This window comes from Xanthomonas cannabis pv. cannabis (assembly GCF_000802365.1).
In the GTDB taxonomy this organism is placed as follows: Bacteria; Pseudomonadota; Gammaproteobacteria; order Xanthomonadales; family Xanthomonadaceae; genus Xanthomonas; species Xanthomonas cannabis.
Genome location: NZ_JSZE01000033.1, coordinates 20,774 through 46,614 on the forward strand (window position 1 = coordinate 20,774; position 25,841 = coordinate 46,614).

The following is a 25,841-nucleotide window of genomic DNA, read 5'->3' on the forward strand; positions in this document are numbered from 1 at the left end:
TGGCTAACGCACCGGCAGTGCCATCGCATCGCCTTCCACACAGGCGACCAGGCGCTCGCCTTCGGTGAGCGTCGGCACGATGCCTGCGGTGAATTGCGAGAACGCCGGCAGGATGGTCACGCGCTCGCGCAACCAGAAGGCGGGCCAACGTCGCGACAGCCCCGGCAGCTTGGCCAGTGGATGCAGATGCCCGCACAGCACATGGCCGGTGGGGTGCGGCAATGGGTCGTGGCGCAGCACGAACGGTCCCTCTTCGGCCTGTTCGCCGGCCGCTTCGATCTGCAACCCGGCACCGGCCAGTGCGCGGTCGTGATTGCCGCGGATGGCGATCACCCGCAACGCGCAATGTTGCTCGCGCCATGCGCTCCAGCGCCGATGCCAGGCGGCGCGCGGTGCCGGGCCGTGCAGCAAGTCGCCCAGGATCCACAGCGCGTCGACCTGGCGCTGGGCGAGCAACCCGTCCAGCCGCTCCAGATCGTGTGCGGTGCCGCCGGCCGGCAAGCCGATGCCGGCACGCCGGAAGACGTCGGCCTTGCCCAGGTGCAGGTCGGCGATCAACAGCGCGCGCTGCGTCGGGCGGTACAAGGCGCGTTCGCCGAGCAATTCCACGGTTTCGCCGGCCAGCTGCAGCTGCACGCTATCGCCCATGCTTGCGCTCCAGTTGTTCGGCAGCGCGCAACACGCGCGCCTTCCAGTCTTCGGTACTCAGTTGCCCGCGCACGCGTTCGGCCCACAGCGGAAACGACAACGGGGTAAGGCTGCGCGGCTTGCGCAGGCGCAATTCGCGGCGGGCGCAGTCCTCCAGCGCATGTGCCAGGCGGGCGAGTTCCAGCTGGCCTTCGAACACCTCGCGCTCGGCCTGTGCCAGCAACAGGTGATCCGGGTCGAAGCGCTGCAACACGTCGTACAGCAAGCCGCTGGAGGCCTGCAGCTGACGCAGGCTGCGCGGCGCACGCCTAGGCAACGAGGGCGACAACAACCCGGCCACGCGCGCGATCTCGCGGAACTGCCGGCGTGCCAGCTCGCCCAGGTTGAGGCTGTCGCGCAGATCGTCGAACAGCGCTACCGGCGACAACAAGCTCTGCAGCACATCGGCATCGATCTCGACCTCCTGCGCCGGCGACAGCACAAAGCCGTAATCGTTGGCGGCAAAGCTAAACGTATTGCGCTGACGCCGGCCCCAGCGCGCCGCCAGCAACGCGGCCAGCCCTTCGTTGACCTGCCGGCCGGCGAACGGATACACGAATACATGCCGGCCATCGCGGGCCTTGATGCTTTCCACCAGCAGATGGTCCGGCCCCGGCAGCGAAGAGAGCGAGGCCTGCAGCTGCAATAGCGGCGCCAAGGCCTGCATCTCCGGTGCGTCGCCGGGGTCGGCAAACACCGCTTCCACTTCGCGCCCCAGTGCCGACGACAGCGGCATGCGTCCGCCCATCCATTTGGGCACCACGCCGCTGCCGCCCTTGGCCACGCGCACGTAGGCGGTCATGTCTTCCAGCCGCACCAGCTCCAGCAGGCGGCCGGCAAACTGGAAGCGGTCGCCGCGGCGCAGACGGCCGACGAACTGTTCTTCCACCGCGCCCAGCCGCCCGCCGCGCAGGAACTGCACGCGCACGCTGCCATCGCTGGTGATCGTGCCGATGGACAGCCGATGCCGCAGCGCGATGCGCCGGTCGATCACGCGGTACACGCCGTCGTCGTCGCGCACCACCTTGTGGAAATCCGGGTAGTGCGCCAGTGCGCTGCCACCTTGCACGATGAAGTCGAGCACCGCATTCCAGGTGGGTCTTTCCAGCGCAGCGAAGGCATCGGTGCCGCGCACTTCCTCGAATAACGCATCGGCCTGGAAGCCGCCGCCCAGGGCGAGGGTGACGCAGTGTTGCGCCAGCACATCCAGCGACAAGCGCGGCGGCGGCCGTGCTTCGATATGGCCGTGGGTGAGCGCGCGTCGGGCGGCGGCGTATTCCACCAGTTCCAGCGCATGCGAGGGCACGCACACCACGTGGCCGGATTCGCCTGGGCGATGGCGTGCGCGCCCGGCGCGCTGCAGAAGGCGCGCAATGCCTTTGGGGCTACCGACCTGCAACACCTGATCCACCGCCGGAAAATCCACGCCCAGATCCAGGCTGGACGTGGCCACCACGCAACGCAGGCTGCCGTCGGCCAGGCCACGCTCGGCGGCCGCGCGTAGCGTCGGATCTAGCGAGCCGTGATGCAGCGCGAGCGTGGCCAGGTCTTCGTGCCACACCGCGCTCAAGGCCTGATGCCACAACTCGGCCTGCGCGCGGGTATTGGTAAACACCAGGCTGGTGCGCTGCTGCATGATCTTTTGCAGCACGCGCGCCAGTTGTGCCAGACCAAGATGGCCCGCCCATGGGAACCGCTCGCCACTTTCCGGTAGCAGCGTTTCCAAGGTCATCGTGCGCGGTTTGACGCCCGATACCAGCGCTGCATCGGGCAGGTGCGGCAGCAGCACATCGCGCGCCTGCGACAGATTGCCCAGCGTTGCCGACAGCCCCCAGATGCGCAGGTGCGGCGTCCATCCGCGCAAGCGCGCCAGACACAGTTGCAGCAGCACGCCACGCTTGTTGCCGAGCAGCTCGTGCCACTCGTCGACGATCACGCAGCGCAGCGCCGACAGCTGTGGCGCGGTGTCCGGATACGACAGCAGCAAGGCCAGCGATTCGGGCGTGGTGACCAGCACGTCGAGCTTGCCGCTGCGTGCCAGCCGCTTGTCGCGCGCGCTGGCATCGCCGGTGCGCAGTCCCACCTGCCAATCCAGCCCCAGCGCTTCCACCGGTTCGCGCAATGCGCGCGCGGTGTCGGCGGCCAGTGCCCGCAACGGCGTGATCCACAGCACCTGCAGATTGCGTTGCTGCTGGCGCCGCGCAGGTGCAGCAGGTTTGCCTTGTTTAAGCGGTAACTTGCGCCCGCGCGCAGCCAATGCGTCCAGCAATGGCCCGCCGAACGCCGCCAGGGTCTTGCCGCTGCCGGTGGGCGTGTGCAGCAAGCCGGACTCGCCATCGAGATAGCGCTTCCACACATCGCGTTGAAACGGCAACGGCGCCCAGCCGCGCTGCGCGAACCAGTCGCGCCACTGCTGCAATGGCGTGCCGCGTGTCTGCCGCGCCGCCGTCACCGCGCCAGGGCCTGCAGGCTGCTCAGGTGGTCGGCCTCGGACATCGGCTTGTCCTGCCGCCAGCGCAGGATGCGCGGGAAGCGCACCGCAATACCGGACTTGTGCCGTGCGCTGCGATTCACCGCTTCAAACCCCAGCTCGAACACATGATGCGCGGTGACCGCGCGCACCGGGCCGAACCGCTCGGTGGTGTTGGCACGAATCCAGCGATCCAGCTGCAGGATTTCCTTGTCGTCCAGGCCCGAATAGGCTTTGGCGATGGGCACCAGCTGTCCCTCATGCCACAGCCCGAAGGTGTAGTCGGTATACAGCGTGCTGCGCCGGCCGTGGCCGGCTTGCGCGTACAACAACACCGCATCGATGGTCAGCGGGTCGATCTTCCACTTCCACCAGTCGCCACGTCGGCGCCCGGCCTGATAAACGGAGTTGGCGCGCTTGAGCATCAGCCCTTCCACGCCGCGTTCGCGCGCTTCCACGCGCACCTGCGCGGCGGCCTGCCAATCGCTCACCTGCACCAGCGGCGAGGCGACAATGCGCGGGTCGGCGAGTGTGGCAAGCACGCCGTCCAGCAGTGCGCGTCGCTCCTGCAGCGGGCGCTCGCGCAGGTCCTCGCCGTCCAGTTCGAGCAGGTCATAGGCGACCACGCGCGCCGGTGCGTCGGCCAGCGTCTTGGGGCCGGGCTTGAGCCGTTGGATGCGCGTCTGCAGGGCAGTGAACGGCATCGGCAAGGGCTGCTCCGGTTTCCAGGCCAATAGCTCGCCATCGATGACGGTGCCGTCGGGCAACTGCATCGCCGCGCGTTCGATCTCCGGAAAGCGCCCGTCCAGGCGCTCTTCGCCGCGCGACCACAGCGCCGCTTCGCCGGCGCGCCGGATCAGTTGCAGCCGGATGCCGTCCCACTTCCATTCCAGCAGCCAGTCCTCGATGGGTCCCAGCGTATCGATGGCCGCTTCGAGCGGCGACGCAAGAAAGAACGGGTAGGGCTGCTGACGATCGCTGGGCAGTTCTTCGCTGGTCAGCAGATCGGCCAGATAGGTCGGATGCGGCCGCCAACTGCCGAGCATGCGCTGTGCGATGCGCGCGATGTCCACGCCTGACAGCTCGGCCAGCGCCTGCTGCACGAGCCGCTGCGACACGCCGACCCGCAACGCGCCGGTGAGCAGCTTGTTGAACACCAGCCGCTCGTCGAAGGCCAGGCTGCGCCAGGCCTGCACGATGCACGCCTTGCGCACGGCGACGTCCTGATTGGCGATCGGCAACAGCCGGTGTTCGATCCATTCCGCCAGCGGCAGGTCGGCCGCTTCGGTGTCCGGGTCGTCCAGCAACAGGGCCAGCGTTTCAGCCAGGTCGCCGACATGGTCGTAGCTGTCGGCCACCAGCCAGTCGGCGATGCCGGCCGTGTCGGTGATCCATTCGCGTAATTCGCCACTACTGGCAATGCGCATGCGCGTACTGGCCACCTTGCCGCCGGCCAGCAGATACAGTGCCCAGGCCGCGTCCAGCGGCGCGGCATCGCGAAAATAGGCGACCAACGCCGCACGCTTGTCCAGGGTGCCGGTGCTGCGGTCCAGGGTGCGGTACAGCGCGGCAAAACGCTTCACGGCATTGCCTCTGCCGTGGCCTGTCTGTCGGCCGCGCGCAGTTCCAGCGCGCGGCGCGTGAATGCGGCCAGCGTGCGTGGACGACGTTGCGGACGCGGCGGGCCGATGACCGCCGCCGGCATGCTGCGGCGCACACGAAATGCCAGTGCATGCCGGCCGAACGCAAGTGCGCCTCTCAGGCGAATGCGCACACGCGCGCGCGTATACCGGCGTGCGGGCAAGGGGTTCATTCCTCGGCTCCGAAATCGGTGCGGAAGGCTTCGGCCGCAACGCCGCGCTCGCGCAGGTGCTGGATCAGCGCATCGGTGTTGCCGTGGGTGGCGATCACGCGGCGTGCGCCGGTGTCTTCGATGGTCCGCAGCAGGTCCGGCCAGTCGGCATGATCGGAGACCACGAAGCCGCGATCGTAATTGCGGCGCCTGCGATTGCCACGGATGCGCATCCAGCCCGATGCGAATCCTTGTTGCGCGTGGCGGAAGCGGCGGATCCAGGAGCTGCCGGCCGCCGACGGCGGTGCCAGCACCAATTGCCCGGCATAGTCCGCGCCGCGCGCATGTTCGCTGACCGGTTGCGTGTCCAGCATCGCGATCCCGGCCTGGCGGTACACCGCTACGCCGGCCGCAATCGCGCCGTGCAGCAATGCGGGCTGGGTGTCCCAGGCGCGCAGCTCGGCCAGCACGCGCTGCGCCTTGCCGAGTGCGTAGCAATACAGGATGGCAGCCTCGCCACGTTCGGCGCACTCGCGTCGCCAGGCCACGATATCGGCCGCCACATCGGCGGTGTCGGGCCAGCGATACACCGGCAAGCCGAACGTTGCCTCGGTGATGAAGGTGTCGCAGGGCACCACTTCGAACGGCGCGCAGGTAGGATCGTGCTGGCGCTTGTAATCGCCCGAGGCCACCCAGACTTCACCGTCCACTTCGATGCGCACCTGCGCCGACCCCAGCACATGGCCGGCCGGATGCAGCGACACGCGCGCACGCCCCAGCGTAAACGCCTCACCATTGGCATGCGGGTGATAGACCTGTTCGCCAAGCCGCCATTGCAGGATCGGCAGGCTTTCGCGGGTGCAGTGGTATTCGCCCATGCCGCCACGGGCGTGATCGCCGTGGCCATGGGTGATCACCGCACGCGGCACCGGGCGCCAGGGATCGATATGGAAGTCGCCCTGTGGGCAATACAGCCCCTCCGGGCCAAGTACCACCAGATCACCGCGTGGGTTCGTGTCGTCGTTGCCGTTGCGCATGCGGCAACTCTGGCCAAGCCGGTGTGCAGATCCTGAGAATGGAAATGGCTGCATCGGCTGGGCAACAAGACGTGGTCGCACTGCCAACCGCAGGGCCGGCACTGGCGCGATGTCGGTGCACGTGGCGGGTGGCTGCGGACCGGATGCGATGCCGCGCCTGCGTTGCCAACGCGCAGTCGCCATGGCCGGTGGCGTGCCGGCGATTGCGACGCGCTACCGCAAGCAGCCCGTCAATGCCGCGTACGCCGCCCAGGCACGCGCACGGCCATCGCCTCCACGGCGAGCGTGAACCCACGCTCCTCGCCGCCCTGCATTGCGCCCACGTCGACCACGTGGCGGCGGATCTCCTCGCCCTTGCCGTTACGCACCACCACGACCACGGTGTATTCCCACGGATCGCCGTCGGCGGGGTGGCGGATGGTGCCGTCGACCTTCAACGGCACGATCGGCGCCGGCTGCGCGTGCTGTGCAGCCGCCGAGTCGAAGCGCAGGTGGTGTTTGCAGGCAGGGCAGATGATCGCGCTTTCCAGGATCGTGGCCTTGCAATGCGGACAGCTGCGCGTGGCGCCGGGCGTGCCCGGGCGCGGTGCACTCATGTGGCGTCGGTGCTGTCGCCGCCCACGCTGGCCTTGGCGGCGGCTGCCGGCTTGCTGCCGGCGTCGTCGCCCCAGCCGAAGTCGGCCTGGCCACGCATGCGTGCGCCCGAGGCGACAGTGAGGTTGCCGGCCTTGACGTCGCCGACCAGCACGCCGGACGTCTGCAGTTCCACCTGCGCGGCGGACTCGATATTGCCTTCCAGCTCGCCGGCGATGATGACCTTGTTGGCGCGCACGCCTCCGGTGAGCTTGGCGCCGCGTTCGATAGTGAGATCGCCCTTGACGTTGACGTCGCCCTTGAAGCGGCCGGCCAGACGCACGTGACCGGCGCCCTCGATCTTGCCTTCAATGCTGATGTCGGCGGCGATCAGCGATTCCTTCGCTTCGCCCTGACGCTGCGATGGCGCAGCGGCCGGCACGACGCTGGGCGCTGCGGCGGCGGCCGGCACCGGCGGGGTGGGGCCGGGGTCGGCATTGAACAGCCGGCCATCGGCGGCAGGCGCCTCCGGGGCTGCGGGAGCACCGTCTTTCTTGTTGGGACCTTGATCGCGCCACATCGACATCGGACTGCCTCGCTTCGGGGGTCTGGGCCGACTATCGCTGCGTCAATCGATCTTTTGTGTGACAGAGCGCGCAATCCGAGACCGACAGCGCGCCGCCCTGGTCCTGTGGGTCAATCCGGCCTGCTCGCTCCGGCGCCATGACGCTCGACCCGGTTGCGTCCGCGATGCTTGGCGGCATACAGCGCCGCGTCGGCCTTCTGGATCAGGCTGGCGCCCAGTTCGCCGTCGACCGGGAAACTGGCCACACCGATGGACGCGGTGACGCGCGGCAACGCGCGTTGCCCATCGGTGACCGCCAACGCCGCGATCTGCGCGCGGATCTGCTCGGCCACGCGCATGGCTTCCTCGCCATCGGCCTCGGGCAGGATCACGGTGAATTCTTCGCCACCGTAGCGGCAGGCCACGTCTTCGGCGCGCAGACGGGTCAGCAGCAGCTCGCCCACCGCAGCCAGCAGCAGGTCGCCGCCGGCATGCCCCTGGCTGTCGTTGAACTGCTTGAAGTGGTCCACGTCCAGCATCAGCACCGACAGCGGCAGCCCGCGTCGCGCGCAGCGGGCCAACTCATGACTGAGCGATTCTTCCAGATAGCGGCGGTTGTACAGCCCGGTCAGCGCATCGCGGATCGACTGCTGGCGCAGCGATTCGCGCAGGCGCAGGTTGCTCAGCGCCAGCGACAACTGCTCGGCCGCAGCTTCGGCGATCTCCAGGCGCGGCATCGGGCCCGGACCGGGCGAGGACAGAAACAGGAAGCCCAGCTGGGTGCCCTGCGCCGACATCGGCAGGCACGCGGTGGTGATCGGCGTCTGTCCACCCGGCTCCTCGATGTGCGCACACAACGCATCGCGGGCAAGGTCGTCGATGACATGCGGCTGGCCGCGGCGCAGCGCCCAGCATTCTTCCGGCAGCAGATGCGGTGCACTCTGCACGAGCGGCTCGCCCCAGTGACTGATCGCCTCGGCACGATCCTGCGAGGCACGCAGCAGATACACGCTGCCGGCAACGCCCGGCAACAGGCTGGCCAGCGTGCGGCTGGTGACCACCAACGCTTCTTCTGCACTGATGCAGCTCTGCAGCAGCCCGGTGTAACGGCTCAGCAGGTTGAGATCGGCGGTACTGCGCTGCAGCGCGCCGACACTGTCGCCCAGTTCGCGATTGGCTTGCGCCGCCAGACGCTCGGCCTGCGCGCGATGGCGCAATTCGCGCATCAGCACCGCATAGACGGTGCCGACCACCGCCAGGCCGAACGGAATGCCGGCCAACGCCAGCACCAGCAACAGGGTCGCGCTCTGCCGGCTGCTTTCGGCACGTTGCGCAAGCAGCTCCTGCTCGCGCTGCACCATCGTCAGCGCCTGCTCGCGGATGGCGCTGGTGGTGCGGAACGCGCTCTGGCGGATGCTCGCACGTGCCGGCTCCAGGCCGCCCTGCGCATACACATCGAGCACCTGCTGGATCTGCCGCAGCCGCGCCTCCACCAACGCCTGTAGCTGGGTCAGGTGCTGCTCCTGCGACGGGTTGTCGGCGATCAGCCGGCGCAGGTTGCCGAGCAGGATCGGCAGGCGCTCGACGCTGGTCTGATAGTCCAGCAGGTAGGCGTCGTTGCCAGTGAGCAGGAAGCCGCGCTGCGCAGATTCGGCATCCAGCAGGCGTGCCTGGATCTCGTCGACCCGGCCGATCACTTCATGGGTGTGCGAGACCAGCGCCGCGTCGGCCAGCGAACGCCGCGCACCGACAAAAATGCCGACGCCGATCACGATGAAGATCAGTGCAGAGAAGATCAGCGCCAGCTGGTTGCGGCGGCGCGAGGTAAAAAAGGAGGGCATGCGGGATGCTAGCCTGCCAGCCTCGACAACACGAGCCCGATTGCGGCCCAAGACGTGCGCGCCGGCACGAAAGTGAAGGCATGCAGGCGACGCGATGTGCCGTGTTCACAGTGGCAGACCGCGGGAAGCTACGTGTCCGCATGCCTGGTGTTGTGCGGTGTCAGCGGCGTGCGCGTGCCGAGCGTGGCGCATCCTGCGCCCACCGGGGGCGGTGAGCGCAGGGGACAAATGCGGCTTGGGGCCGCTGACGAATCTACTGCGCAGTGGTCAGGCGGGAGCGGCCGGTGCGCGAACGCGGTAGCTACCACATGTACACGGATGTTCTGTGCGCGCCGGCAACGCCTACCTGACAACTGCTCGCGGTCTTAGTGCTGCGGATGCTCGGCGTCGTGCTTGTCGGCGTTCTGCTCGGCCTTGTTGGCCATCTCGCGGGTCTTGTCGGCAGTTGCGTCTGCGGCATTGGCAGTTGCACGGCTGGCATCGGCGGCCAGGTCGCGTGCGGCCACGCGGGCGTCGGCGGTAGCGGCCTTGGCCTGCACTGCGGCGCGGTCGGCGGCCTGTTCGGTGGCAGCTGCGGCATGCTTTGCGGCAGAGGCAGCGTCGCGGCGCGCCTGCTCCGCATCGGGGCCCTGACAGGCAGCAAGGGTGAGGGCGGCAATGGCGCTCAACGACAGCATGCGGATCGTCTTCATGAGGTGGTCCTGTTCCTGTTCCGGTGTTGGAGAGCAGAGCTTATGCAGGGCTCGATGCAGCCTGCGTCAAGGTGCGGCCCATGCCCGCGTCGCCGGACGACAGGGCCGGGAGCGCGGCCTCCAGGCCGTCGCGGGTGGACGCCAACGCGTTGCCCGGCAAATCGCGGGCAAAGAAAAAGCCGCTGGAAACCAGCGGCTTTTTCCGAACTCGCTTGGAGTCAAGAAGTGATTACTTCTTGGCTTCTTCAGCGGTGTCCTTAGCAGCTTCGGCGGTGTTTTCAGCCGTCTTGGCAGCGTCGGCAGCCTGCTCAGCAGCAGCGTCGGTCGCGGCGCCGGAAGCGGACTGGGCAGCGTCAGCAGCGGTGTCGGCCGAAGCAGCGGCGGTGTTGGCAGCAGCCTGAGCGGCGTCAGCCGACTGCGAGCCCGAGGCAGCAGCCTGGTCGGCAGCGGTCTGAGCGTCGGCAGCAGCTTCGTTAGCCGAAGCAGCAGCGTCCTGAGCCTGTTCCGGCTTCGAGCAAGCGGTCAGGGCCAGGCCCAGCGCCATTGCGATCAGCAGCTTGTTGATGGTCATTGTTTCAATCCTCGTCGTTAGATTAGGCAACGCGCTATTGCGCGCCCCCGACATGATGACGGCCACAAGACGAGTGTCAAGCTCACGCGCATTCAGCTTTGCAAAATCGACGTTAATACTAATTAAATCAATTCGATAGCGATAGCGGTCGCCTCGCCGCCACCGATGCACAGCGTCGCGATTCCGCGCTTGCCGCCGCGCGTGCGCAACGCGTTCACCAATGTCACTACCAGCCGCGCACCGGAAGCGCCGATGGGATGCCCCAGCGCGCAGGCACCACCGTGCACGTTGACCTTGTCGTGCGCGATGCCCAGTTCCTTGATCGGCACCATCGGCACCACGGCAAAGGCTTCGTTGATTTCAAACAGGTCCACGTCGTCCAGTTGCCAGCCGATCTTGCCGACCAACGACTGGATCGCCGACACCGGCGCGGTGGTGAACCACTCCGGTGCCTGAGAGTGGGTGACGTGGCCGACGATGCGCGCCAGCGGCGTCACCCCACGCTGTTGGGCATCGTCCGCGCGCATCAGCACGGTGATTGCCGCGCCATCGGAAATGCTCGAGGAACTGGCGGCGGTGACGGTGCCGTCCTTTTTGAAGGCCGGCTTCAGGGTCGGGATCTTGGCCACGTCGGACTTGCCCGGCTGCTCGTCGCTGTCGACGACCACCGCGCCCTTGCGCGTGGTCACCGTAAACGGAACGATTTCATCGGCGAATGCGCCGCTGCGCTGCGCCGCCTGCGCGCGTTCCACCGAGGCGATGGCGAAGGCGTCCTGATCGGCGCGGCTGAAGCCGAACTTTTCCGCCGTGGCCTCACCGAACACGCCCATGGCCTGACCGTCGTACGGGTTGGTCAAGCCGTCCCAGGCCATGTGATCCACCGCCTGGAAGTTGCCGTAGCGGTTGCCGGTGCGCGAGTTGGGCAGCAGGTGCGGCGCGTTGCTCATCGACTCCATGCCACCGGCCACCACGATGCTGGCCGAACCGGCCTTGATCAGGTCGTGTCCGAACATGATCGCCTTCATGCCCGAGCCGCACACCTTGTTGATGGTGGTGGCACCGGTGGACGTAGGGATGCCGGCGGCAATCGCGGCCTGTCGCGCAGGCGCCTGGCCGAGATTGGCCGGCAGCACGCAGCCAACGATGACTTCGGACACATCGGCCGGCGCGATCTGCGATTGCGCGAGCGCCGCTTCGATCGCAGCGGCGGCGAGCGTGGGTGCCGGCACACCATTGAATTGACCGAGAAACGAGCCGATGGCAGTGCGTTTGGCAGCAACGATGACGATGTCGGACATGAGCGGATACCGTTTAAAGTGAAACGATTATCTGCCTCGCGGCTGATTCGCGCCAGCAAGCTGAAGTGCGGCGACAGCGGCGCCGCCGTGGTGTATATGATGCGGTCAGGGCCCGGGATGGGGCCCATCCATGGAATGGGTTCGGGGAGAACATACGCAATGAAGAAGAGAGACGTCGCCAGGACCGTCCTGGCCTCGGCGTTGGCTGTGGCGTTGACCGCCTGTGGCGGCGGCGGTGGCGGCGGCGGGATTCGTCCCACCACCCCCAGCGCACCGCCACCGACCTCGCCGCCACCACCGCCACCACCTACGTCGCCACCACCGCCACCGCCGCCGGTGACTGCACCGACACCGGAGCCTGCGATCGACGCGCATCTGGCGTTGACCAACACGCGCGCTGCGCAGGCGTTGGGCTTTACCGGCGCCGGCTACCGCATCGGCGTGGTCGATAGCGGCATCAACGCCAATCATCCGGCCCTGCAGGGGCGCGTGAGCGACAGCTTCATCTACGTCGACCCACGGACCAACAACGTCGCGCTCGGCGACGTGGCGGGCCATGGCACGGTGGTGGCCGAGCTTGCGGCCGGGCGCGCGGTTGGCCAGTGGCCCGGCGGCATCGCTCCGGGGGCCGGCCTGGTCTCGGCGCGCATCATCAACGACCGCGCGCCGGTGGACGATGGCAGTGGAGAAGGCAACGAGCTCGATGGGCCGCTCGGCCTGGCACCGGTGCACACCGATCTGATCGGTGCCGGCGTGCGCATCATGAATAATTCGTGGGGCGGTCTGTATTGGAACAATCCAGCGGTCACCAATCAGGTCGCGCAGGAATACCGCTCCTTCGTGATCGGCAACGATGGTCTGGTGGTGTTTGCCTCGGGGAACGAGTCGCGATCCCAGCCCTCCGATACCGCAGCGTTGCCCAGTCAGGTGGGTCCCAACGGGACGCTGCCAGCGGCGGATCTGGAGCGTGGCTGGCTGGTGGTCGGCGCGCTGGACACCGCCAATCCCACCCAGTTGGCGTCGTATTCCAATGCCTGTGGCGTGGCGATGCGGTATTGCCTGGTCGCACCGGGCACCTCGCTGTTCATCGATCCCGACGCCACCGCCGGCAATGTCAGCTATTTCTACGGTAGCGGAACCTCGTTTGCCGCACCGCTGGTATCGGGCGCAGCGGCATTGGTGTGGCAGGCGTTCCCGTACTTCACCAACGATCTGGTGCGGCAGACCTTGTTGGGCACGGCCACCGATCTGGGCGCTGCGGGTGCCGATCCGGTGTTCGGTTACGGCCTGCTCAACGTGGGCAAGGCGGTGCTTGGGCCGGCGCGTTTCGACTGGGGCACGGTCGATGTCACGGTCAACACGCTGCGGTCCACCTGGGCCAACGACATCAGTGGCGCTGGCGGCCTGACCAAGCGCGGTACCGGCACCTTGGTGCTGGGCAGCACGGCCAATACCTACACCGGCGACACCCAGGTGCTGGGCGGCACCCTGCAAACCGCTAGTCTGCAAAGTGCGCGCGTCGGTGTTGCCAATGGCGCCACGTTGATTGGCGCCGGCCGCATCGGCGGCACGCTCGCCAACGCAGGCACCGTGCAGGTGAACAGTGCGGTGCTGACGGTCGACGGCAACTACACGCAGGCCAGCAACGGCCGTCTGGCCGTGAACGTGGGCGACCGCTTGAGCGTGACCGGCACCGCCACCATTGCCGGCGATCTGCAACTGCTCGGCCGGCGTGCGTACGTGGCCGACAATACGACCTACGCGGTCCTGCAGGCGACCAATGGCTTGCAGGGTACCTTCGACACGGTCAGCGGCGGGCCGGCAGTGACGTTTCTGACGGCCACGCGCAGCTACGACGCCAACACCGCATTCGTGTCGCTGCAACGCATGGATGTCACCGCGGTTGCCGCATCGCTGGGTGCGATCGGCCCCGCGTCGATGGACGCCGCCATCCGCGTGGAGCAGGCTTTCCAGAAAGTGGACGCGCAGCAGTTGCAGGGCAGCGCTGGCATCAGCAGCGGCTTCATTCGCGCTGCAGCGGCGTTGCAGCAGGCACCCGATGCAAAGGCGGCAGCCGATTCGTTGCGCAGTCTGTCCGGGCATGCACATGCGGCGTCTGCGGCGATGACCTTCGACACCATCGATCTTGGGCGGCGCGCCCTGGCATCGCACTTCGATGGTCTGTCGCAGCAACCGCGCATGCTGGGCACCTGGCAGCGTGCGCTGGGCGGGCCGGGCGAGGGCGGAGTGACCACGTCAGGATTTGCCACCTCCGGCTGGATGATGGGCAACGACCTGCGTCTGTCATCAGGCGCCGTGGCCGGGTTTGCGTTTGGCGAAACGCGTTCCAATAGCCTCGGTGATCTGGATGCTGCACGCGGCCGCGACCGGCAGGTGCAGGCGCAGCTCTATTGGGGGACGACACTGGGGCCGGCGTACACGCTGGGCCAGCTGGGCGTCGGCAACGTCGACCGGCAGATCGAACGCAGCCTGCAACTGGGCGAAGAACGCAGCAGCGCCTTCAGCGATTACAGCGCCAGCTATCTCAGCGGCAATCTGGAAGCCGGCTATCGCCTGGGCCACGCAGCGGCGTCGTTGACGCCTTACATGGGCCTGGACTACGTGCACTTGCGCAGCGAAGGCTTTCGCGAAAGTGGCGGCGATGGTTTCGGCCTGCGGGCCGATGCAAGCAGCTCATCGCGCACCCAGATGCTGGCTGGCCTGCGCTCTGCCTACCGCTGGCGCGGCCTCCAGCTGGGCGGTTACGCCGAGTGGCAGCAGGCGTTGAGCAGCCAGGGGCTGATGCTGGACGCCAGCTTCAATGGCGTCGAGGCATGGGCCCCCTTGCGCGGCATGCAGCCGGCACGCTCGGGTGCTGTGGTCGGGCTTGCCGCCTCTGCGCCGTTGGGGCACCAGGGCCAGCTGCGTTTCGGCTACGACCAGCGGGTGGGCGAACGGGGCGACGACCGCGCGTTGAGCCTGAAGTACAGCGCCGATTTCTGATCGGTGTCTGCGGCGCCCGGGTGCAATGCCCGGGCGCCGTGTGCGCGGCGGAGATCGCGGACGCGCGCAGACCGTCAGGCGCGGCCCGCCCGCCGGACGCGCTTATTCGCCGCGTAATTTGTGCAGGAAGCGCGGTGCGGTGCGGCCCAGCGGCAGTTTGAGTTTGCTGATGGCCTCGATGCGCGTTTCGGCCATCTGATCGGCCGCCTGCTGCGGCGACACGTCCAGCTGGGCCGACAGGTCGAAGACCTTTTCCAGGTTGTGATAAATGCTGCGGATCAGCCGCATGGCGCGTTCGCGGTTGTAGCCATCGATTTCCAGCGACACATTCATGACGCCGCCGGCATTGACCACATAATCCGGTGCATACAGGATGCCGCGCCTGTGCAGCTCCTGGCCGATGGCCGCGCTGGCGAGCTGATTGTTCGCAGTGCCGCAGATGATCTTGGCCTTGAGCTGCGGCAACGTGTCTTCATTGATTGCGCCTTCCAGCGCGCAAGGGGCGAATACGTCGGCGGACACCTGGTGAATTTCGTCCGGGCGCACGGCCTCGGCGCCATATTCGGCTACCGCGCGATCCACCAGCGCCTGATTCAGATCGGCCACATAGAGTTTGGCGCCGCGTTCCTTGAGCAGCTTCACCAGCTCCATGCCGATGTGGCCCAAGCCCTGGATCGCGATGCTGGCCTTGCCCACTTCCTCATGGCCGAGCTTGCGATTGAGCGAGGCCATCAGTGCCTGCAGCGCGCCATAGGCGGTGAACGGTGCCGGGTCGCCGGAGCCGCGATGCACCTGATGCACGCCGGTGACGTATTCGCTCTCCAGGTAGATCTGCTCCATGTCGTTGACGTCGGTGCCGACGTCCTCGGAGGTGATGTAGCGCCCGCCCAAGGTGTCGACAAACCGGCCGAAGGCGCGAAACAGCGCCTCGCTCTTGTCGGTCTTGGGGTCGCCGATGATCACCGCCTTGCCGCCGCCCACGTTCAGGCCGGCCAGCGCGTTCTTGTAGGTCATGGTGCGGCTGAGCCGCAATGCATCCGTGAGCGCCGCCTCGCTATTGGGATAGGGGCGCATGCGCACGCCGCCCAGGGCCGGGCCCAGGCGCGTACTGTGCAGGGCAATGATGGCTTTCAGACCGGCGTCGCGGTTGTGGCAGAAGATCACCTGCTCGTGGCCGGTGGTATCGAGGGTTTCGAAAAGCATCGAAGGCTCCGCGGGGCTGCGTGATGTGCCTTCCCTGAGGCCGGGCGTGGACCCGAGCGATGGGAAACAAAAAACGCGACGTCTGCAGACCCTGTCCGATCACGTCGCGCTGCAACATTTTAAACCACGTCGGCAGGGGGGCGTGCATGAATCTGTTCACCAATCCCGATAGCGCTGCTGCCGCATCCACAGCGTCCCCAGCCACTTGGTGCCGGCGACGACCGGCAGGCCGGCATGCAGCGAATCGGGATCGGGGCGGCCGTCGGCGTGCAGGTTGTCGAAGCACACCGCCGAACCGGCGCGCGGTTGCACGCTGACGCCGGCAACCGGGAAATCGGTCTGGCCACCTGCCTCGACCGCATTGAGATACACGCAGACGGTGCGCAGGCGATTGCCAGCTGCTGGGCGATCTGCCGCGACCCTGGCCGCCGGGAGATAGTCGCGATGCGCGCGATAATGCTCGCCTGGTGCATAACACAGCACCGACAGCGGCTCGGCGTGGGTCAGGGGCAGCTGCGCGCAGGCCGCCAGCCGTGCCTGCGCCACGCGGGCGGCGAAGTCTTCCAGCACTGGGTCCAGTGTGGCGCCGCGGCTGGTGCGGATCGGCGTGCGGTGCGTCAGCGCATCATCGGGGTCGACGATCTGGGAGGCACGCAGGTGCGGCTGCGCCAGCAGGATCAGCAAGCGGCACTCGTCGGCGGACAGCACGGCCGCATGCTCTTCGATCAGCGGGGCGGCATGACGGCGCGTCGGCATCGCGCGCGGGGTGAAGCGGACACGCTCGGGGCTGCTGTCGTCGGCACGGTCCGGTGGCGCAACGTGGACGGCCGGCAGTGCCGCGACGCCGACCTGCTGCAGCTGTTGCAGCAGGCGTGCGGCGGCCTCCGGCTGGGCCGGGACGCCCTCGCCACGCAGCAGTCGCTCGGCCAGCAGGGCGGCCGCAGGCGCATCGCCGGCCGCCGCTGCGCGCTCCAGCAGGCTGACGCAGCGCTGCTGCTGGTGCGGATGATCGATGCGGCCGTGGAGCACGGCCAGGGCACGCAGGGCGGGCGGGTAGCCGGCCGCAGCGGCGGCGTGCAGGCGTGCGACTGCCTGCGGCCCCAGCGCAAGCGGGTCGTCGGTGACGGCACACGTGGCCAACAGGTACCCCGCTTGTGCGGCGCCCTGGCGCTCGGCGGCTTCCCAATGCGTCAGCGCCTGCCGCAGATCCACTGCGCAGCCGATGCCGTAGGCCAGCAGGCGACCGGTTTCGATCCGGGCGGTGACATCGCCTGCGGCCGCACCGCGTGCGTACCAGGCCAGGGCTTGCTCTGGCTGGCCGGCGCGGACCAGCGCCTGCGCCAACGCATTCATGGCCGCCGGCTGCCGGCTGTGTGCAGCGAGGGTGAGCTGTGCGAGAGAGGCGGCAGGCATGCCTGCATCCTAAGCCCACACCCGGGACGGCGCGATCAGCCGCCTGCTTCCAGCGCCAGCTGGGTCAGATACAGGCGCAGGTCGAACTCCAGTTGGTGATAGTCCGATGTCATGTGGTTGCACAGTTGATAGAAGGCCTTGTTGTGATCGGCCTCCTTCAGGTGCGCCAATTCGTGGGCCACGATCATCTGCAGGAAGGGTTCGGGCGCGTCGCGGAATACCGAGGCGATGCGGATTTCACGGCTGGCCTTGAGCCGCCCGCCGTGCACGCGCGAGATGGCGGTGTGGGTGCCCAGCGCGTGCTTCACCACTTGCAGATGATTGTCGTACACGGCCTTGTGCAAGGTGGGCGACGAGCGCATGTAGCGCTCCTTCATTGCCTTGACGTAGTCGTACAGATGACGATCGGTGCGGACCGTGTGCCGGTCGGGGTAACGTCGCGCCAGCACGGCGGCAAGCTTGTCCTGCGCTATCAGCGCGCGCACCTGATCCAGGACGGCGGGCGGATAACCGGCGAGATAACGAAGAGTGTCCATGGCCAATGCCGGCTGCGAGACCTCCATGATCGCGCATGCGGAGGATGCTGGCTAATCCGTGTCATTGGACTGTGGCGCGCAGCTCTCTCTAAACGCGGCGGATGGCAACGGGTGTCGTCCGGCAACGCGGGCGTGCGCCGGGCAAAGGATGCAGCCGGCGTGATGGCTGCGATGGTGCTGCGGTCACGCGCGGCGATTCACCGAGCAGCGCTCTGGCCAAGTCAACGCGCGGTCAATGGCGATCCGCACGCCCCCGCATCGGGGCGCCGATACTGCGCAATGCAGCAATGTGGCAGCGTGTGTCATGTGTATTCACGAATGCGGCACGCCGGAATCGGTAGCGTGCAGCGCATGTTTTGCGGCGACGCGTCGCAAGCACACGATCGAACAACGGCGCTGTGCCGGATTAGGAGACGACAACATGATCAAGTGGGCCATTATTTTCGCCATCATCGGACTGATTGCCGGTGCGCTCGGTTTCGGCGGGATGGCAGGCGCTGCGATGGGAATTGCCAAGTTCCTGTTCTGGGCCGGCATCATCATTGCCATCGTGCTGTTTGTGCTGGGCATGACGATTGCCAAGAAGGTGACCTGACGCGTAACCCGCAGCCGGACGCGCCATGCGCCGTCGGCTGTAGTCACGCAAAGAGCGGCCATTGGCCGCTCTTTTTTTGGGGCGAAACTCAACTGCAAGACCCACAGACGGGCTCGACCGTCACGTGGCGGTCGATCAGATGCCGGTGTCGTCCGCAGTGGTGTGCAGCGCGATGTTCAATTGATCGATGGTCACGATCCAGTCGGCATCGTCGAGACGCTCTTCACGCAGCAACTGTGCCTGTGCCGGCGTCCAGAAAGGCGCTTCTTCCAGGCGCATGTCGCCCGGCAACGGCGAATGCTCGGCGATGAACGCGCGAATGCTGGCTTCATCGGATGGCAAGCCGAGCTGGGCGAACAGTTCGGAAAAGGGGTGGACCGGTTGTTCCATTGCAAATCCCTCGTAGGTGCGGATGACGGGTGCGGATGAATGAATGGTAGAGCACCTGGCTTGAGGACACTGTGCACGGCTGGCTTGGATTTGCCTGTGGCCATGACCATAGTGTGTGCCTGACCAGCGAGGCGAGACGACCATGGCAACCGGATGGGCGGGTGATGGGGCGGTGCAGGACCAGATCGATGCCACCGTCGAGGACGCGATCAAGCGTGCGCGGAGCCAGCTGCACCAGGGCCCGAGCCTGACCCACTGCGAGGAATGCGATGCGCCGATTCCCGAAGCGCGTCGCAAGGCAGTGCCTGGCGTGCATCTATGCGTGCAGTGCCAGCAAGCGCATGACGAGGAGCAGGGTGTGCAGAGTGGCTTCAACCGCCGTGGCAGCAAGGACAGCCAGCTGCGTTGAACCAGCGGCGTTGAAGTTGGACCGGCCAGTGTTATGCAATGGCCCGATACGATCCAACGCTGGACACGCGATGCACGCGCGGCAAGGCTCCGGGAATGTGCGGAGCGCAGCTGCGTCTCCTGTACTCAGTTGGCGTTGAAGCCGCTGCTCTCGCGCCAACGGCGCGTGGTGCGCTGGAAAAACAGGCTGTTGGGCACTTGCAGCACGCTGCCGGCATGGTCGCCGGTTTCTTCGAGCGTGGTGTAGATCACGTTGATGTCGATCACGCGGCCTTTCAGGCCGGGCTTGTCGCCGCCTTCCAGCAGCTCGATGTGATCGTGCAGGCGGAACGGACGCGTGGTGATGATCAGGAAGGTGCAGAAGATATTCGACAGCACGCTCCATGCAGCGAAGAACGCCACTGCGCCGACGGCCGCGAAGCTGGTGAAGGCGGTCCACAGCACGCCGGTGGAGACACCGAGGATATGCAGTGAGATCAGGACGGCACTGAGCGAGATCACGAAGCTGCCCACACGCCGGATGCCGATCGTGATCTCGACAGGCACGTTGTAATGCGCGCACAGCCGCCGGAGCAGCTGTCGCAGCAGCAGCCGCGTCAGCGCGGCAACCGCCAGGATCAGGACGATGTTGATGGTGGGCACCGCAACCGCCAGCCATTCCGGATTCCAGTGCGGCAACAGGCTTCGGATCATTGCGGGCAAGGCGTCGGGCGCGGACATCACATCATGCGAAAGCAAAAGAGCCGCCATTGTAATGGCGCGTCCCGCGCGCACCAGATGCGTGGGATGAATGCATGCTCATCCGGCACTGCGCCCGGCCTGCCGCGCAAGGTGTGAGCGATGTTGAATGCGGATGTCTTCAGTGGCGACACATCATTCGGTGGCTGCCCAGGGCGACGGCCGGACAACCGTGCTGGCGGGCGCCTGCCTGCGACGCTCGGCGCGGCGAACGGTGGCATCACACTGAAATCGCACTCCGGGTCGGTACGCCCCGATGACGCCAGAAGGCCGGAAACAAACGTGCCACCTTGCGGTGGCACGTCCGTTCAACACTTCAAGGCAACCCTTGCAGGCAGCTACCGGTCTGCACGCGCAGCAGCAGGCACTGATTGCAGCCTGTCTGCCGCTCAGCCGATCTTGTCGCCATCGTTGCGCGCGGGGCCGAAGTTGGTGGTGAGCACTTCGATCCGGCCGCCGGTCTTGCGGAACGCGGCGATGTCGGCAGCGATACGCTCACGACTGAGCGGCTGCGACTTGCCTTCGCTGCGAGCGATGCTGGGCTGGGATTTCTGCTTGGTCGCGGGACGTGCCATGTGGCCTCCTGTAGCGGGGAAGTGCAAGGACACCGCATGCGGCAAGGGTGGCGCGCGCGGGAGCGGTGTCGAGAAGTGCGAGTGCGTTCGGTGCGCAATCGCGGCGGCACGGCGGGCATGCCTTGCAGACAAGACGGCGGGGCGTCAGGCAGCAACCGCGTATTATAGGCGCCAAATACCGATTTGTGTTAATGCTCCGACGGACGGGCGTCACCCGCTGCAGCCCAGGCCAAGCCCTGCACCACGCCGAAGGACGGATCGCCGTGGACCATGCGCGATTCCGGAAATGCCGCCGCCACCGTGTCGCGGATGTAGCCGGCACGCGACATGCCACCGGTGAGAAACAGCGTGGCCGGAGGCGTGGGCAGGTCGGCGCGCACCTGCGCCAGCAGGCCTGCCAGTTCCTGCAGGTAGTTCGAGGCGGACGCAACCAGTGCGCTGGCCTGCACGTCCACGCGCAGGGCGCGTTCGATGAACTCCAGCGATGCCTGGTGCTGGTCGAGCTCGCTGAGCGCGATCTTGCAGGCTTCCACGGCGCGATACAGGCGCGCGGTGTTGCCGGTGTCCTGCAGGGCCTGCAGGCGGGTGTCGAACGGGGCAGGGACGTCGCGGTACGTGTGCAAGCGGAATTCGCGTTGCCGCGTCATGTCCTGCACCATCGCCGCTTCCACGTAATGGTGCGCCGGAACGCGGGTGATGCCGCGGCCGAACAGCGGCATGTAGGCGGCCAGACTGAGCGCCAGATCGATATCGGTGCCGCCGCGCGCGATCCCCCAGGCGCGATGCACCTGCGGTGGTGCGCTGCCGCCCACGCTGGCATGGGCGATATCGGTGGTGCCGCCGCCGATGTCCACCACCACGGTGTCGTGCCGGGCGTCGTGGCTGACGTGGTAGTGCATGGCGGCCGCGGCGGGTTCTTCAAGAAAGTCCACGCTGTCGAACCCGGCGGCGATGGCCGCGGTCTGCAGGATCTCCAGCGCCTGCGCATTGCCGGCTTCGCCGATCGAACTGCGAAATTGCACCGGGCGGCCGATCACGGCACTGCGGATGGTGACGTCGAACTGGCGCGAGGCAGTGAGGCGGATGTGCTCCAGCACGTGCGTGGCGATGCCGGTGATGGTCTGGCGGGCGCGCGGGTGCAGGTTGTAGCCCAGCATCGACTTGGGGCTTTGCACCAGATTGCCTTCGCCCTCCAGGAAGTACGCATCCAGCGCGTCGTCGCCGTAGACCGCGTTCTGCAGCAGCGCCGCCGAACTGCGTGGCTCGCGCACCTGTTCTTCCATCCATTGGCGACGCACGATGCGCAGCGCTTCGCGGCGCAGGCTGTCCTGATTCGGCGTGCGGCCGGCGGCGGTGGCGTCGCGGCGCGCGGAGTCGATCAGTCGCTCCATCTCGTATTCCAGCGCGGGCGTGAGGTTGAAATCCTCCGGGTCGCGCATGGTCTCGGGAAAGTACACCGTGGTGCGGAACTGCAGGGCGTCGCCGAAGCGCACCGGTTCCACCTGGCCATCGACGATCGCGGCGGCGGCGGAGTTGCTGGTACCGAAGTCGATGCCGAGTTTCATGCAGACAGGCCTTCAAAGCGGGCCGCGCACTTTACTACGGCCGCCGCAGCTGCCGTCCAGACCGGCGTGCAGCTGTGGCGCGCCGGCCGATGCGCCGCGCGCCGGCTGGCACGCGACGCGCTGGCTCAGGCGGCGATGTCGTCGACGTGGCCCTGATTCAACTCATCGGTGGTGGCTTCGCGCACGTCCACCACTTCCACCGCAAAGTGCAGGGTCTGGCCGGCCAGCGGGTGATTGCCATCCACGGTGACCTGTTCCGGGCCGACCTCGGTGACGGTGACCAGCACCGGGCCCTGTTGGGTACGGGCTTCGAACTGCACGCCCGGGACCACGTCCACATCGGTGGGAAAGGCCTCGCGCGGAACGTGCTGGATCAGCTGCTCGTGGCGCGGGCCGTAGCCTTGTTCGGGCGCCACGTCGGCGGTGAGTGTGTCGCCCACGCGCCGGCCGTCCAGCGCCAGCTCCAGGCCGGGCACGATGTTGCCGGCACCGTGCAGATAGCTCAACGGGGTGTCGGGAGTAGAACGGTCCAGGACTTGGCCGCTGTCGTCGGAAAGGGTGTAGTGAATGGTCGCAACGCGACCCTGGCTGATTTCCATTGGAAACCTCCATGCGGGTGATCGAGGGGGAAGTGCATCGGCTGATTCACGATGCCAAGAGATGCTGCACCCACACCGTAGGCAATCGCACCGGATCATGCAACCGCTGCAGGATCTGCGGTTGGGCGAGGATCAGGTTGGCCGTCATCGCGTGTCGCTGTGGACGTGCGGCGGGCATTACGGGGTGAGGACCGACCCTGCTGCGGCCTCGATGGAGCGTGCGGCAGCGGCCCGGGCCTGACGTTGACCGCGATTGCGCGGCACTTCCGCTCACCGGCAACGCTGATGTCGCGACCATTGCGGCACCTGTAGTGGCCGTAGCCGTGCACGTGGTTGCCTACTCGGTCTGCGCGCCGCGTTCGATCTGCGCGCGACGTGCGCGCCAGGTTTCCGGTGTCTGCGGTTTGACGAACAACGCGGTGAGTTCGGGATGCTGGCGCTTGGCGGCGGCTTCGATGCGCCCCACGCAGGCTTCGATCTGCGGCGTGCTGCGGCTGTCTTCGAATTCCGCGCTCAATGCGGCAACGACCTGGTTGGGGCCCATCTGCATGGTCAGCACGCCGTTGGCGGCGCGCACGTCCGGGTCGCTGGCGGCAATGCGCAGCAGCGAGTCGGTGACCTCCGCATGGGCCGGCTCGCCGATCAGCAGCCCCTTGGTCTCGCGCGCCAGCAGGAAAGCGGTGAAGGCCAGCACGCCGGCAATGCCGATCGATGCGATGCCGTCGAGTTCGGGCATGTCCAACAGCTGCGCGCCGGCCAGGCCGAGCAAGGCCATGAACAGGCCGATCAATGCGGCGCTGTCTTCCAGCAACACGGTAAAGGTGCTGGGGTCCTTGCTCTGGCGAAATGCCTCGAAGTAGCCCATGCGGCCCTTTTTTGCACGAAATTCGCGCAGTGCCACGATCCAGGAAATACCTTCGAACACGATCGAAACGCCGAGCACGCAATACGCGATGAGATGACTCTTGGCCGGCTCCGGGTGACGCAGGTGCACGATGCCCTCGTACAACGACACGCCGGCACCCATCGCAAACACCAGCAACGCGACGATGAAACTCCAGAAATACAGTTCGCGCCCGTAGCCGAAGGGGTGCGTCGGCGTGGGTGCCTGCGCAGCGCGACGTAGACCATAGAGCAGCAGCACCTCGTTGATGGTGTCCACCAGCGAATGCACGCCCTCGCTGAGCATGGCCGAGCTGCCGGAAATCCCGGCGGCAATGAACTTGGCCACCGCAATGGCCAGGTTGCCGGCCAAGGCGACATAGACCACCAAATGCGCGCCCTTGGGCTTGCCGGGGCGCTCTGCGGGACTGTCGGGACGACCTGGCGCGCCAGGCGCGTTGCCGGGCTCCAGGGCGGCTGGTGCGGCGCCTGGCGCGGGGTGGACTGGCTCGTTGGACACGCGCAACCTGCAGGGCATTCGATGAGCGCTGCACTATCGCGCCGCCGCCGTGCCGGATGCGTGATCGCGCGGCCGTGGCGCTACAATCCACGCCCGTTTCGATCAAGGAATCGCATGTCTACCGTTCCCGCCTGCCCGCAATGCGGCCAGGACAACACATATGCCGACGGCGGCCTGTCGATCTGCGCGGACTGCGGTTTCGAATGGAGCGCAGCCGAGGTCGCCGCGAACACGACCGTGGTGCGCGACCGCAACGGCAATGTGCTGCAGGCCGGCGACACGGTGACGGTGATCAAGGATCTCAAGGTCAAGGGCTCGTCGATTCCGCTCAAGCAGGGCACGGTGATCCGCAATATCCGCCTGGTCGAGGACGACGCCGAACATATCGAAGGCAATTCGGAAAAGATCAAGGGCCTGGTGCTCAAGACCTGTTTTCTGCGTAAAGCCTGAGTCCGCTCCCGTAGGAGCGCACCTGAGCGCGACAGGTGTACCGATAACCCCGACATCGCGCGCGGAAACGCGCCTGCGGTTCGTGCCAGCCCGAGCCAGCCGGCGGCATGACGCGCGTGACGCGCCTCAGCGCGATGGCGGTACCGATCGCACCCCGCCACGCGCCAGCGCGTCCTGCCAGGCTGGTACCGCGCCGGTGTGGCGGCTCAATCGCGCGGGTAGACCGCCGCCACTGTGCAGCTTTGGCGCATGCGCGAGAACTTGCCGCCGCGCGAGGTGCTGAGGTCGCCTTGCTGCCCGGCGCCGACGCCTGCGCCGGCAATGCCGATTTCGTCGAGCACGTCGACCTTGTCGCCGGGGTTGCCGCAAATCGCATTCAGGCCCATGCCGGATACGAAGCGGATCGGCGGTGCGCCGCTGAGCTCGCGGCAGCTGTCCATCAATTCGACGCGATAATGGCGGTGCGTGCCGGGATGGCGCGGCGACACTTCCACCACCAGACCCTGCGCGTCCTCCGACCACGCCCGCACCATGCCGGGCTGGAAGCAATAGCTTGCGGAGCCGGCGAAGTCGCGACGACGTGCTTGCCGCACGCTCACACCGTCCAGAGTGGGGATGCCGTCGGCCTGCCGCTGACGGGCCATGCTGGCGTAGTCGCGTGCACTGGGCGGGGCGACCTGGCTGATCGCGCACCGTTGCTGCCCGGTGCTGAGGGATGCCTGCGCACCATTGCAGACCCAACCGTGCGGTGCGAGCACGGCGGCGTCTGCGTGCGCGGTCAGGCGCGGGCAGTCCTGTGCCAATGGCAGGCGGAACAGGCGGCCGCCGCGTTCGGCGACGGCCAGTGTCCGCGCATCGGTCTGATGCAGCTCGCTCACCTGGCGGGCATCCAGGCACTCGGGACCCGGCGCGGCAGGGCGCGGGGAGTGCGCCGCTGCGCCGCCCACCGTGCAGGCCATGATGCTGGTGCCGAGCAGGACCGCAGGGAGCAGGCGCATCACGCACATCCTTGGCAATGAGATGGCCGCATCATGTGCCGGCGTCGGCGCCGTGACAATCGCCCGGCAGCGTGGCGGAGCCTGTGCCGCGATCAACCCGGCACACGCAGGCAGGCCCTACACGGCGTAGGCCCCGTATCGCAAGCCGAGCTTGGCGAACCCTGCGCCACGCGTGGGTGCGCACGTGCGCTATGGCGTGTCGGGCGGGTCCGAATCCAGCACCTGCAGCTTGCCGCCGGTGGTCTCCGGCAGGATGCGCTGGTCGGTGGCGACCAACACCACGCCCGGCGTCAGCAGCGGCAGCAGATCGGCCAGGAATGCCGGCGGCACCTGCAGGCGCGCAATGGTGTCGGCATCCAGCGCCTGGCCTGCCGCCGCAGCGCTGCCGGGAATGCCGATGCGCATCCAGTTGGGCATGCGATGACCGGGCAGGCCGGGAA

The 25,841-nt window shown here is 67.2% G+C and carries 24 protein-coding genes and 2 pseudogenes; 4 read left to right on the forward strand and 22 right to left on the reverse strand.

The genetic code is table 11. From position 1 onward, the window contains the following. Positions 1-3 precede the first annotated feature (3 nt). From pdeM to OZ10_RS07830, 11 genes are all read right to left on the reverse strand, one after another. On the reverse strand, positions 4-648 hold the full coding sequence (gene pdeM / locus OZ10_RS07780) for a ligase-associated DNA damage response endonuclease PdeM (protein ID WP_039406611.1): 645 nt from the start codon (positions 646-648) through the stop codon (positions 4-6). Further along, positions 638-3,139, reverse strand: coding sequence for a ligase-associated DNA damage response DEXH box helicase (locus OZ10_RS07785; protein ID WP_039564416.1), 2,502 nt, complete (start codon positions 3,137-3,139; stop codon positions 638-640). The genes pdeM and OZ10_RS07785 overlap by 11 nt, the downstream gene beginning before the upstream one ends. Continuing rightward, positions 3,136-4,740 (reverse strand): ATP-dependent DNA ligase, encoded by a 1,605-nt coding sequence (locus OZ10_RS07790; protein WP_039406605.1) that lies wholly within the window; start codon positions 4,738-4,740, stop codon positions 3,136-3,138. The genes OZ10_RS07785 and OZ10_RS07790 overlap by 4 nt, the downstream gene beginning before the upstream one ends. Then, positions 4,737-4,970 (reverse strand): hypothetical protein, encoded by a 234-nt coding sequence (locus OZ10_RS07795; RefSeq protein ID WP_039406602.1) that lies wholly within the window; start codon positions 4,968-4,970, stop codon positions 4,737-4,739. The genes OZ10_RS07790 and OZ10_RS07795 overlap by 4 nt, the downstream gene beginning before the upstream one ends. Further along, positions 4,967-5,986 (reverse strand): ligase-associated DNA damage response exonuclease, encoded by a 1,020-nt coding sequence (locus OZ10_RS07800; RefSeq protein WP_039406600.1) that lies wholly within the window; start codon positions 5,984-5,986, stop codon positions 4,967-4,969. The genes OZ10_RS07795 and OZ10_RS07800 overlap by 4 nt, the downstream gene beginning before the upstream one ends. Positions 5,987-6,216: 230 nt before the next feature. Then, positions 6,217-6,582 carry a hypothetical protein gene (locus OZ10_RS22100; RefSeq protein WP_039406595.1) on the reverse strand — a complete coding sequence of 122 codons (366 nt, stop codon included), beginning with the start codon at positions 6,580-6,582 and terminating at the stop codon, positions 6,217-6,219. Next, positions 6,579-7,145, reverse strand: coding sequence for a bactofilin family protein (locus tag OZ10_RS07810; protein WP_039406592.1), 567 nt, complete (start codon positions 7,143-7,145; stop codon positions 6,579-6,581). Before OZ10_RS07810 ends, OZ10_RS22100 begins: the two co-directional genes overlap by 4 nt. A gap of 110 nt (positions 7,146-7,255) precedes the next feature. Continuing rightward, positions 7,256-8,965, reverse strand: coding sequence for a diguanylate cyclase (locus OZ10_RS07815; RefSeq protein ID WP_039406590.1), 1,710 nt, complete (start codon positions 8,963-8,965; stop codon positions 7,256-7,258). A 365-nt stretch (positions 8,966-9,330) separates the two neighbouring features. After that, positions 9,331-9,657 (reverse strand): XAC1346 family secretion chaperone, encoded by a 327-nt coding sequence (locus tag OZ10_RS07820; protein ID WP_039406588.1) that lies wholly within the window; start codon positions 9,655-9,657, stop codon positions 9,331-9,333. Between the two features lie 229 nt (positions 9,658-9,886). Beyond that, a complete protein-coding gene (locus OZ10_RS07825; RefSeq protein ID WP_039406586.1) occupies positions 9,887-10,228 on the reverse strand; it encodes a hypothetical protein in 342 nt (113 codons plus the stop codon). A 122-nt stretch (positions 10,229-10,350) separates the two neighbouring features. After that, positions 10,351-11,526, reverse strand: coding sequence for a thiolase family protein (locus OZ10_RS07830; RefSeq protein ID WP_039406584.1), 1,176 nt, complete (start codon positions 11,524-11,526; stop codon positions 10,351-10,353). Positions 11,527-11,685: 159 nt separating this feature from the next. Here OZ10_RS07830 and OZ10_RS07835 point away from each other — a divergent pair, with 159 nt between their 5' ends. Further along, positions 11,686-14,529, forward strand: coding sequence for an autotransporter serine protease (locus OZ10_RS07835; RefSeq protein ID WP_039564418.1), 2,844 nt, complete (start codon positions 11,686-11,688; stop codon positions 14,527-14,529). A 102-nt stretch (positions 14,530-14,631) separates the two neighbouring features. Here OZ10_RS07835 and OZ10_RS07840 read toward each other — a convergent pair whose 3' ends face one another. From OZ10_RS07840 to OZ10_RS07850, 3 genes are all read right to left on the reverse strand, one after another. Continuing rightward, the gene (locus OZ10_RS07840) at positions 14,632-15,732 is read right to left on the reverse strand and encodes a Glu/Leu/Phe/Val dehydrogenase dimerization domain-containing protein (RefSeq protein ID WP_039406578.1); all 1,101 of its coding nucleotides are present in this window, start codon (positions 15,730-15,732) and stop codon (positions 14,632-14,634) included. A gap of 156 nt (positions 15,733-15,888) precedes the next feature. Continuing rightward, positions 15,889-17,145, reverse strand: coding sequence for a 2OG-Fe(II) oxygenase (locus OZ10_RS22105; protein WP_039406576.1), 1,257 nt, complete (start codon positions 17,143-17,145; stop codon positions 15,889-15,891). 35 nt (positions 17,146-17,180) lie between these two features. Then, entirely contained in the window at positions 17,181-17,681 is a 501-nt protein-coding gene (locus OZ10_RS07850) for a M48 family metallopeptidase (protein ID WP_081419382.1), read from the reverse strand. A 421-nt stretch (positions 17,682-18,102) separates the two neighbouring features. On the opposite strand from OZ10_RS07850, the gene OZ10_RS20590 reads away from it, so the two are divergent. Continuing rightward, entirely contained in the window at positions 18,103-18,276 is a 174-nt protein-coding gene (locus tag OZ10_RS20590; protein ID WP_003489471.1) for a DUF1328 domain-containing protein, read from the forward strand. A gap of 135 nt (positions 18,277-18,411) precedes the next feature. On the opposite strand, the gene OZ10_RS07860 is transcribed toward OZ10_RS20590, so the two are convergent. Next, positions 18,412-18,666, reverse strand: coding sequence for a DUF2789 domain-containing protein (locus OZ10_RS07860; RefSeq protein WP_039406544.1), 255 nt, complete (start codon positions 18,664-18,666; stop codon positions 18,412-18,414). 142 nt (positions 18,667-18,808) lie between these two features. Between OZ10_RS07860 and OZ10_RS07865 the strand changes: the two genes are divergently transcribed. Next, positions 18,809-19,075, forward strand: a complete 267-nt coding sequence (locus OZ10_RS07865; RefSeq protein ID WP_039406542.1) for a DksA/TraR family C4-type zinc finger protein — start codon at positions 18,809-18,811, stop codon at positions 19,073-19,075. A gap of 125 nt (positions 19,076-19,200) precedes the next feature. On the opposite strand, the gene OZ10_RS07870 is transcribed toward OZ10_RS07865, so the two are convergent. The 5 genes and pseudogenes from OZ10_RS07870 to OZ10_RS07890 all read right to left on the reverse strand — a co-directional run. Beyond that, complete coding sequence (locus OZ10_RS07870; protein WP_039406540.1) at positions 19,201-19,794, reverse strand: mechanosensitive ion channel family protein; 594 nt, start codon at positions 19,792-19,794, stop codon at positions 19,201-19,203. A 407-nt stretch (positions 19,795-20,201) separates the two neighbouring features. After that, a complete protein-coding gene (locus OZ10_RS07875; RefSeq protein WP_029221706.1) occupies positions 20,202-20,387 on the reverse strand; it encodes a hypothetical protein in 186 nt (61 codons plus the stop codon). 188 nt (positions 20,388-20,575) lie between these two features. Next, positions 20,576-21,952: an Hsp70 family protein gene (locus OZ10_RS07880; protein ID WP_039406536.1), complete on the reverse strand. Its 1,377-nt coding sequence runs from the start codon at positions 21,950-21,952 to the stop codon at positions 20,576-20,578. Between the two features lie 125 nt (positions 21,953-22,077). Continuing rightward, the gene (locus tag OZ10_RS07885) at positions 22,078-22,551 is read right to left on the reverse strand and encodes an FKBP-type peptidyl-prolyl cis-trans isomerase (RefSeq protein ID WP_039406534.1); all 474 of its coding nucleotides are present in this window, start codon (positions 22,549-22,551) and stop codon (positions 22,078-22,080) included. A 337-nt stretch (positions 22,552-22,888) separates the two neighbouring features. Continuing rightward, a pseudogene (locus tag OZ10_RS07890) lies at positions 22,889-23,848 on the reverse strand (cation diffusion facilitator family transporter); the annotation flags it as partial. Between the two features lie 219 nt (positions 23,849-24,067). On the opposite strand from OZ10_RS07890, the gene OZ10_RS07895 reads away from it, so the two are divergent. Beyond that, positions 24,068-24,403 (forward strand): zinc ribbon domain-containing protein YjdM, encoded by a 336-nt coding sequence (locus OZ10_RS07895; RefSeq protein WP_039406532.1) that lies wholly within the window; start codon positions 24,068-24,070, stop codon positions 24,401-24,403. Positions 24,404-24,609: 206 nt separating this feature from the next. Here OZ10_RS07895 and OZ10_RS22835 read toward each other — a convergent pair whose 3' ends face one another. Both OZ10_RS22835 and OZ10_RS07905 read right to left on the reverse strand, forming a co-directional pair. Continuing rightward, positions 24,610-25,410, reverse strand: coding sequence for a hypothetical protein (locus OZ10_RS22835; protein ID WP_139051288.1), 801 nt, complete (start codon positions 25,408-25,410; stop codon positions 24,610-24,612). A gap of 180 nt (positions 25,411-25,590) precedes the next feature. After that, positions 25,591-25,841 (reverse strand): annotated as a pseudogene (locus OZ10_RS07905) (L,D-transpeptidase); the annotation flags it as partial.

Bases quoted from the DNA above. Each gene is read 5' to 3' on its own strand.
- pdeM (WP_039406611.1), bottom strand. From the start codon at position 648: ATGGGCGATAGCGTGCAGCTGCAGCTGGCCGGCGAAACCGTGGAATTG.
- OZ10_RS07795 (WP_039406602.1), bottom strand. From the start codon at position 4,970: ATGAACCCCTTGCCCGCACGCCGGTATACGCGCGCGCGTGTGCGCATT.
- OZ10_RS07800 (WP_039406600.1), bottom strand. From the start codon at position 5,986: ATGCGCAACGGCAACGACGACACGAACCCACGCGGTGATCTGGTGGTA.
- OZ10_RS22100 (WP_039406595.1), bottom strand. From the start codon at position 6,582: ATGAGTGCACCGCGCCCGGGCACGCCCGGCGCCACGCGCAGCTGTCCG.
- OZ10_RS07810 (WP_039406592.1), bottom strand. From the start codon at position 7,145: ATGTCGATGTGGCGCGATCAAGGTCCCAACAAGAAAGACGGTGCTCCC.
- OZ10_RS07815 (WP_039406590.1), bottom strand. From the start codon at position 8,965: ATGCCCTCCTTTTTTACCTCGCGCCGCCGCAACCAGCTGGCGCTGATC.
- OZ10_RS07820 (WP_039406588.1), bottom strand. From the start codon at position 9,657: ATGAAGACGATCCGCATGCTGTCGTTGAGCGCCATTGCCGCCCTCACC.
- OZ10_RS07825 (WP_039406586.1), bottom strand. From the start codon at position 10,228: ATGACCATCAACAAGCTGCTGATCGCAATGGCGCTGGGCCTGGCCCTG.
- OZ10_RS07830 (WP_039406584.1), bottom strand. From the start codon at position 11,526: ATGTCCGACATCGTCATCGTTGCTGCCAAACGCACTGCCATCGGCTCG.
- OZ10_RS07835 (WP_039564418.1), top strand. From the start codon at position 11,686: ATGAAGAAGAGAGACGTCGCCAGGACCGTCCTGGCCTCGGCGTTGGCT.
- OZ10_RS07840 (WP_039406578.1), bottom strand. From the start codon at position 15,732: ATGCTTTTCGAAACCCTCGATACCACCGGCCACGAGCAGGTGATCTTC.
- OZ10_RS22105 (WP_039406576.1), bottom strand. From the start codon at position 17,145: ATGCCTGCCGCCTCTCTCGCACAGCTCACCCTCGCTGCACACAGCCGG.
- OZ10_RS07850 (WP_081419382.1), bottom strand. From the start codon at position 17,681: ATGGACACTCTTCGTTATCTCGCCGGTTATCCGCCCGCCGTCCTGGAT.
- OZ10_RS20590 (WP_003489471.1), top strand. From the start codon at position 18,103: ATGATCAAGTGGGCCATTATTTTCGCCATCATCGGACTGATTGCCGGT.
- OZ10_RS07860 (WP_039406544.1), bottom strand. From the start codon at position 18,666: ATGGAACAACCGGTCCACCCCTTTTCCGAACTGTTCGCCCAGCTCGGC.
- OZ10_RS07865 (WP_039406542.1), top strand. From the start codon at position 18,809: ATGGCAACCGGATGGGCGGGTGATGGGGCGGTGCAGGACCAGATCGAT.
- OZ10_RS07870 (WP_039406540.1), bottom strand. From the start codon at position 19,794: ATGTCCGCGCCCGACGCCTTGCCCGCAATGATCCGAAGCCTGTTGCCG.
- OZ10_RS07875 (WP_029221706.1), bottom strand. From the start codon at position 20,387: ATGGCACGTCCCGCGACCAAGCAGAAATCCCAGCCCAGCATCGCTCGC.
- OZ10_RS07880 (WP_039406536.1), bottom strand. From the start codon at position 21,952: ATGAAACTCGGCATCGACTTCGGTACCAGCAACTCCGCCGCCGCCGCG.
- OZ10_RS07885 (WP_039406534.1), bottom strand. From the start codon at position 22,551: ATGGAAATCAGCCAGGGTCGCGTTGCGACCATTCACTACACCCTTTCC.
- OZ10_RS07895 (WP_039406532.1), top strand. From the start codon at position 24,068: ATGTCTACCGTTCCCGCCTGCCCGCAATGCGGCCAGGACAACACATAT.
- OZ10_RS22835 (WP_139051288.1), bottom strand. From the start codon at position 25,410: ATGTGCGTGATGCGCCTGCTCCCTGCGGTCCTGCTCGGCACCAGCATC.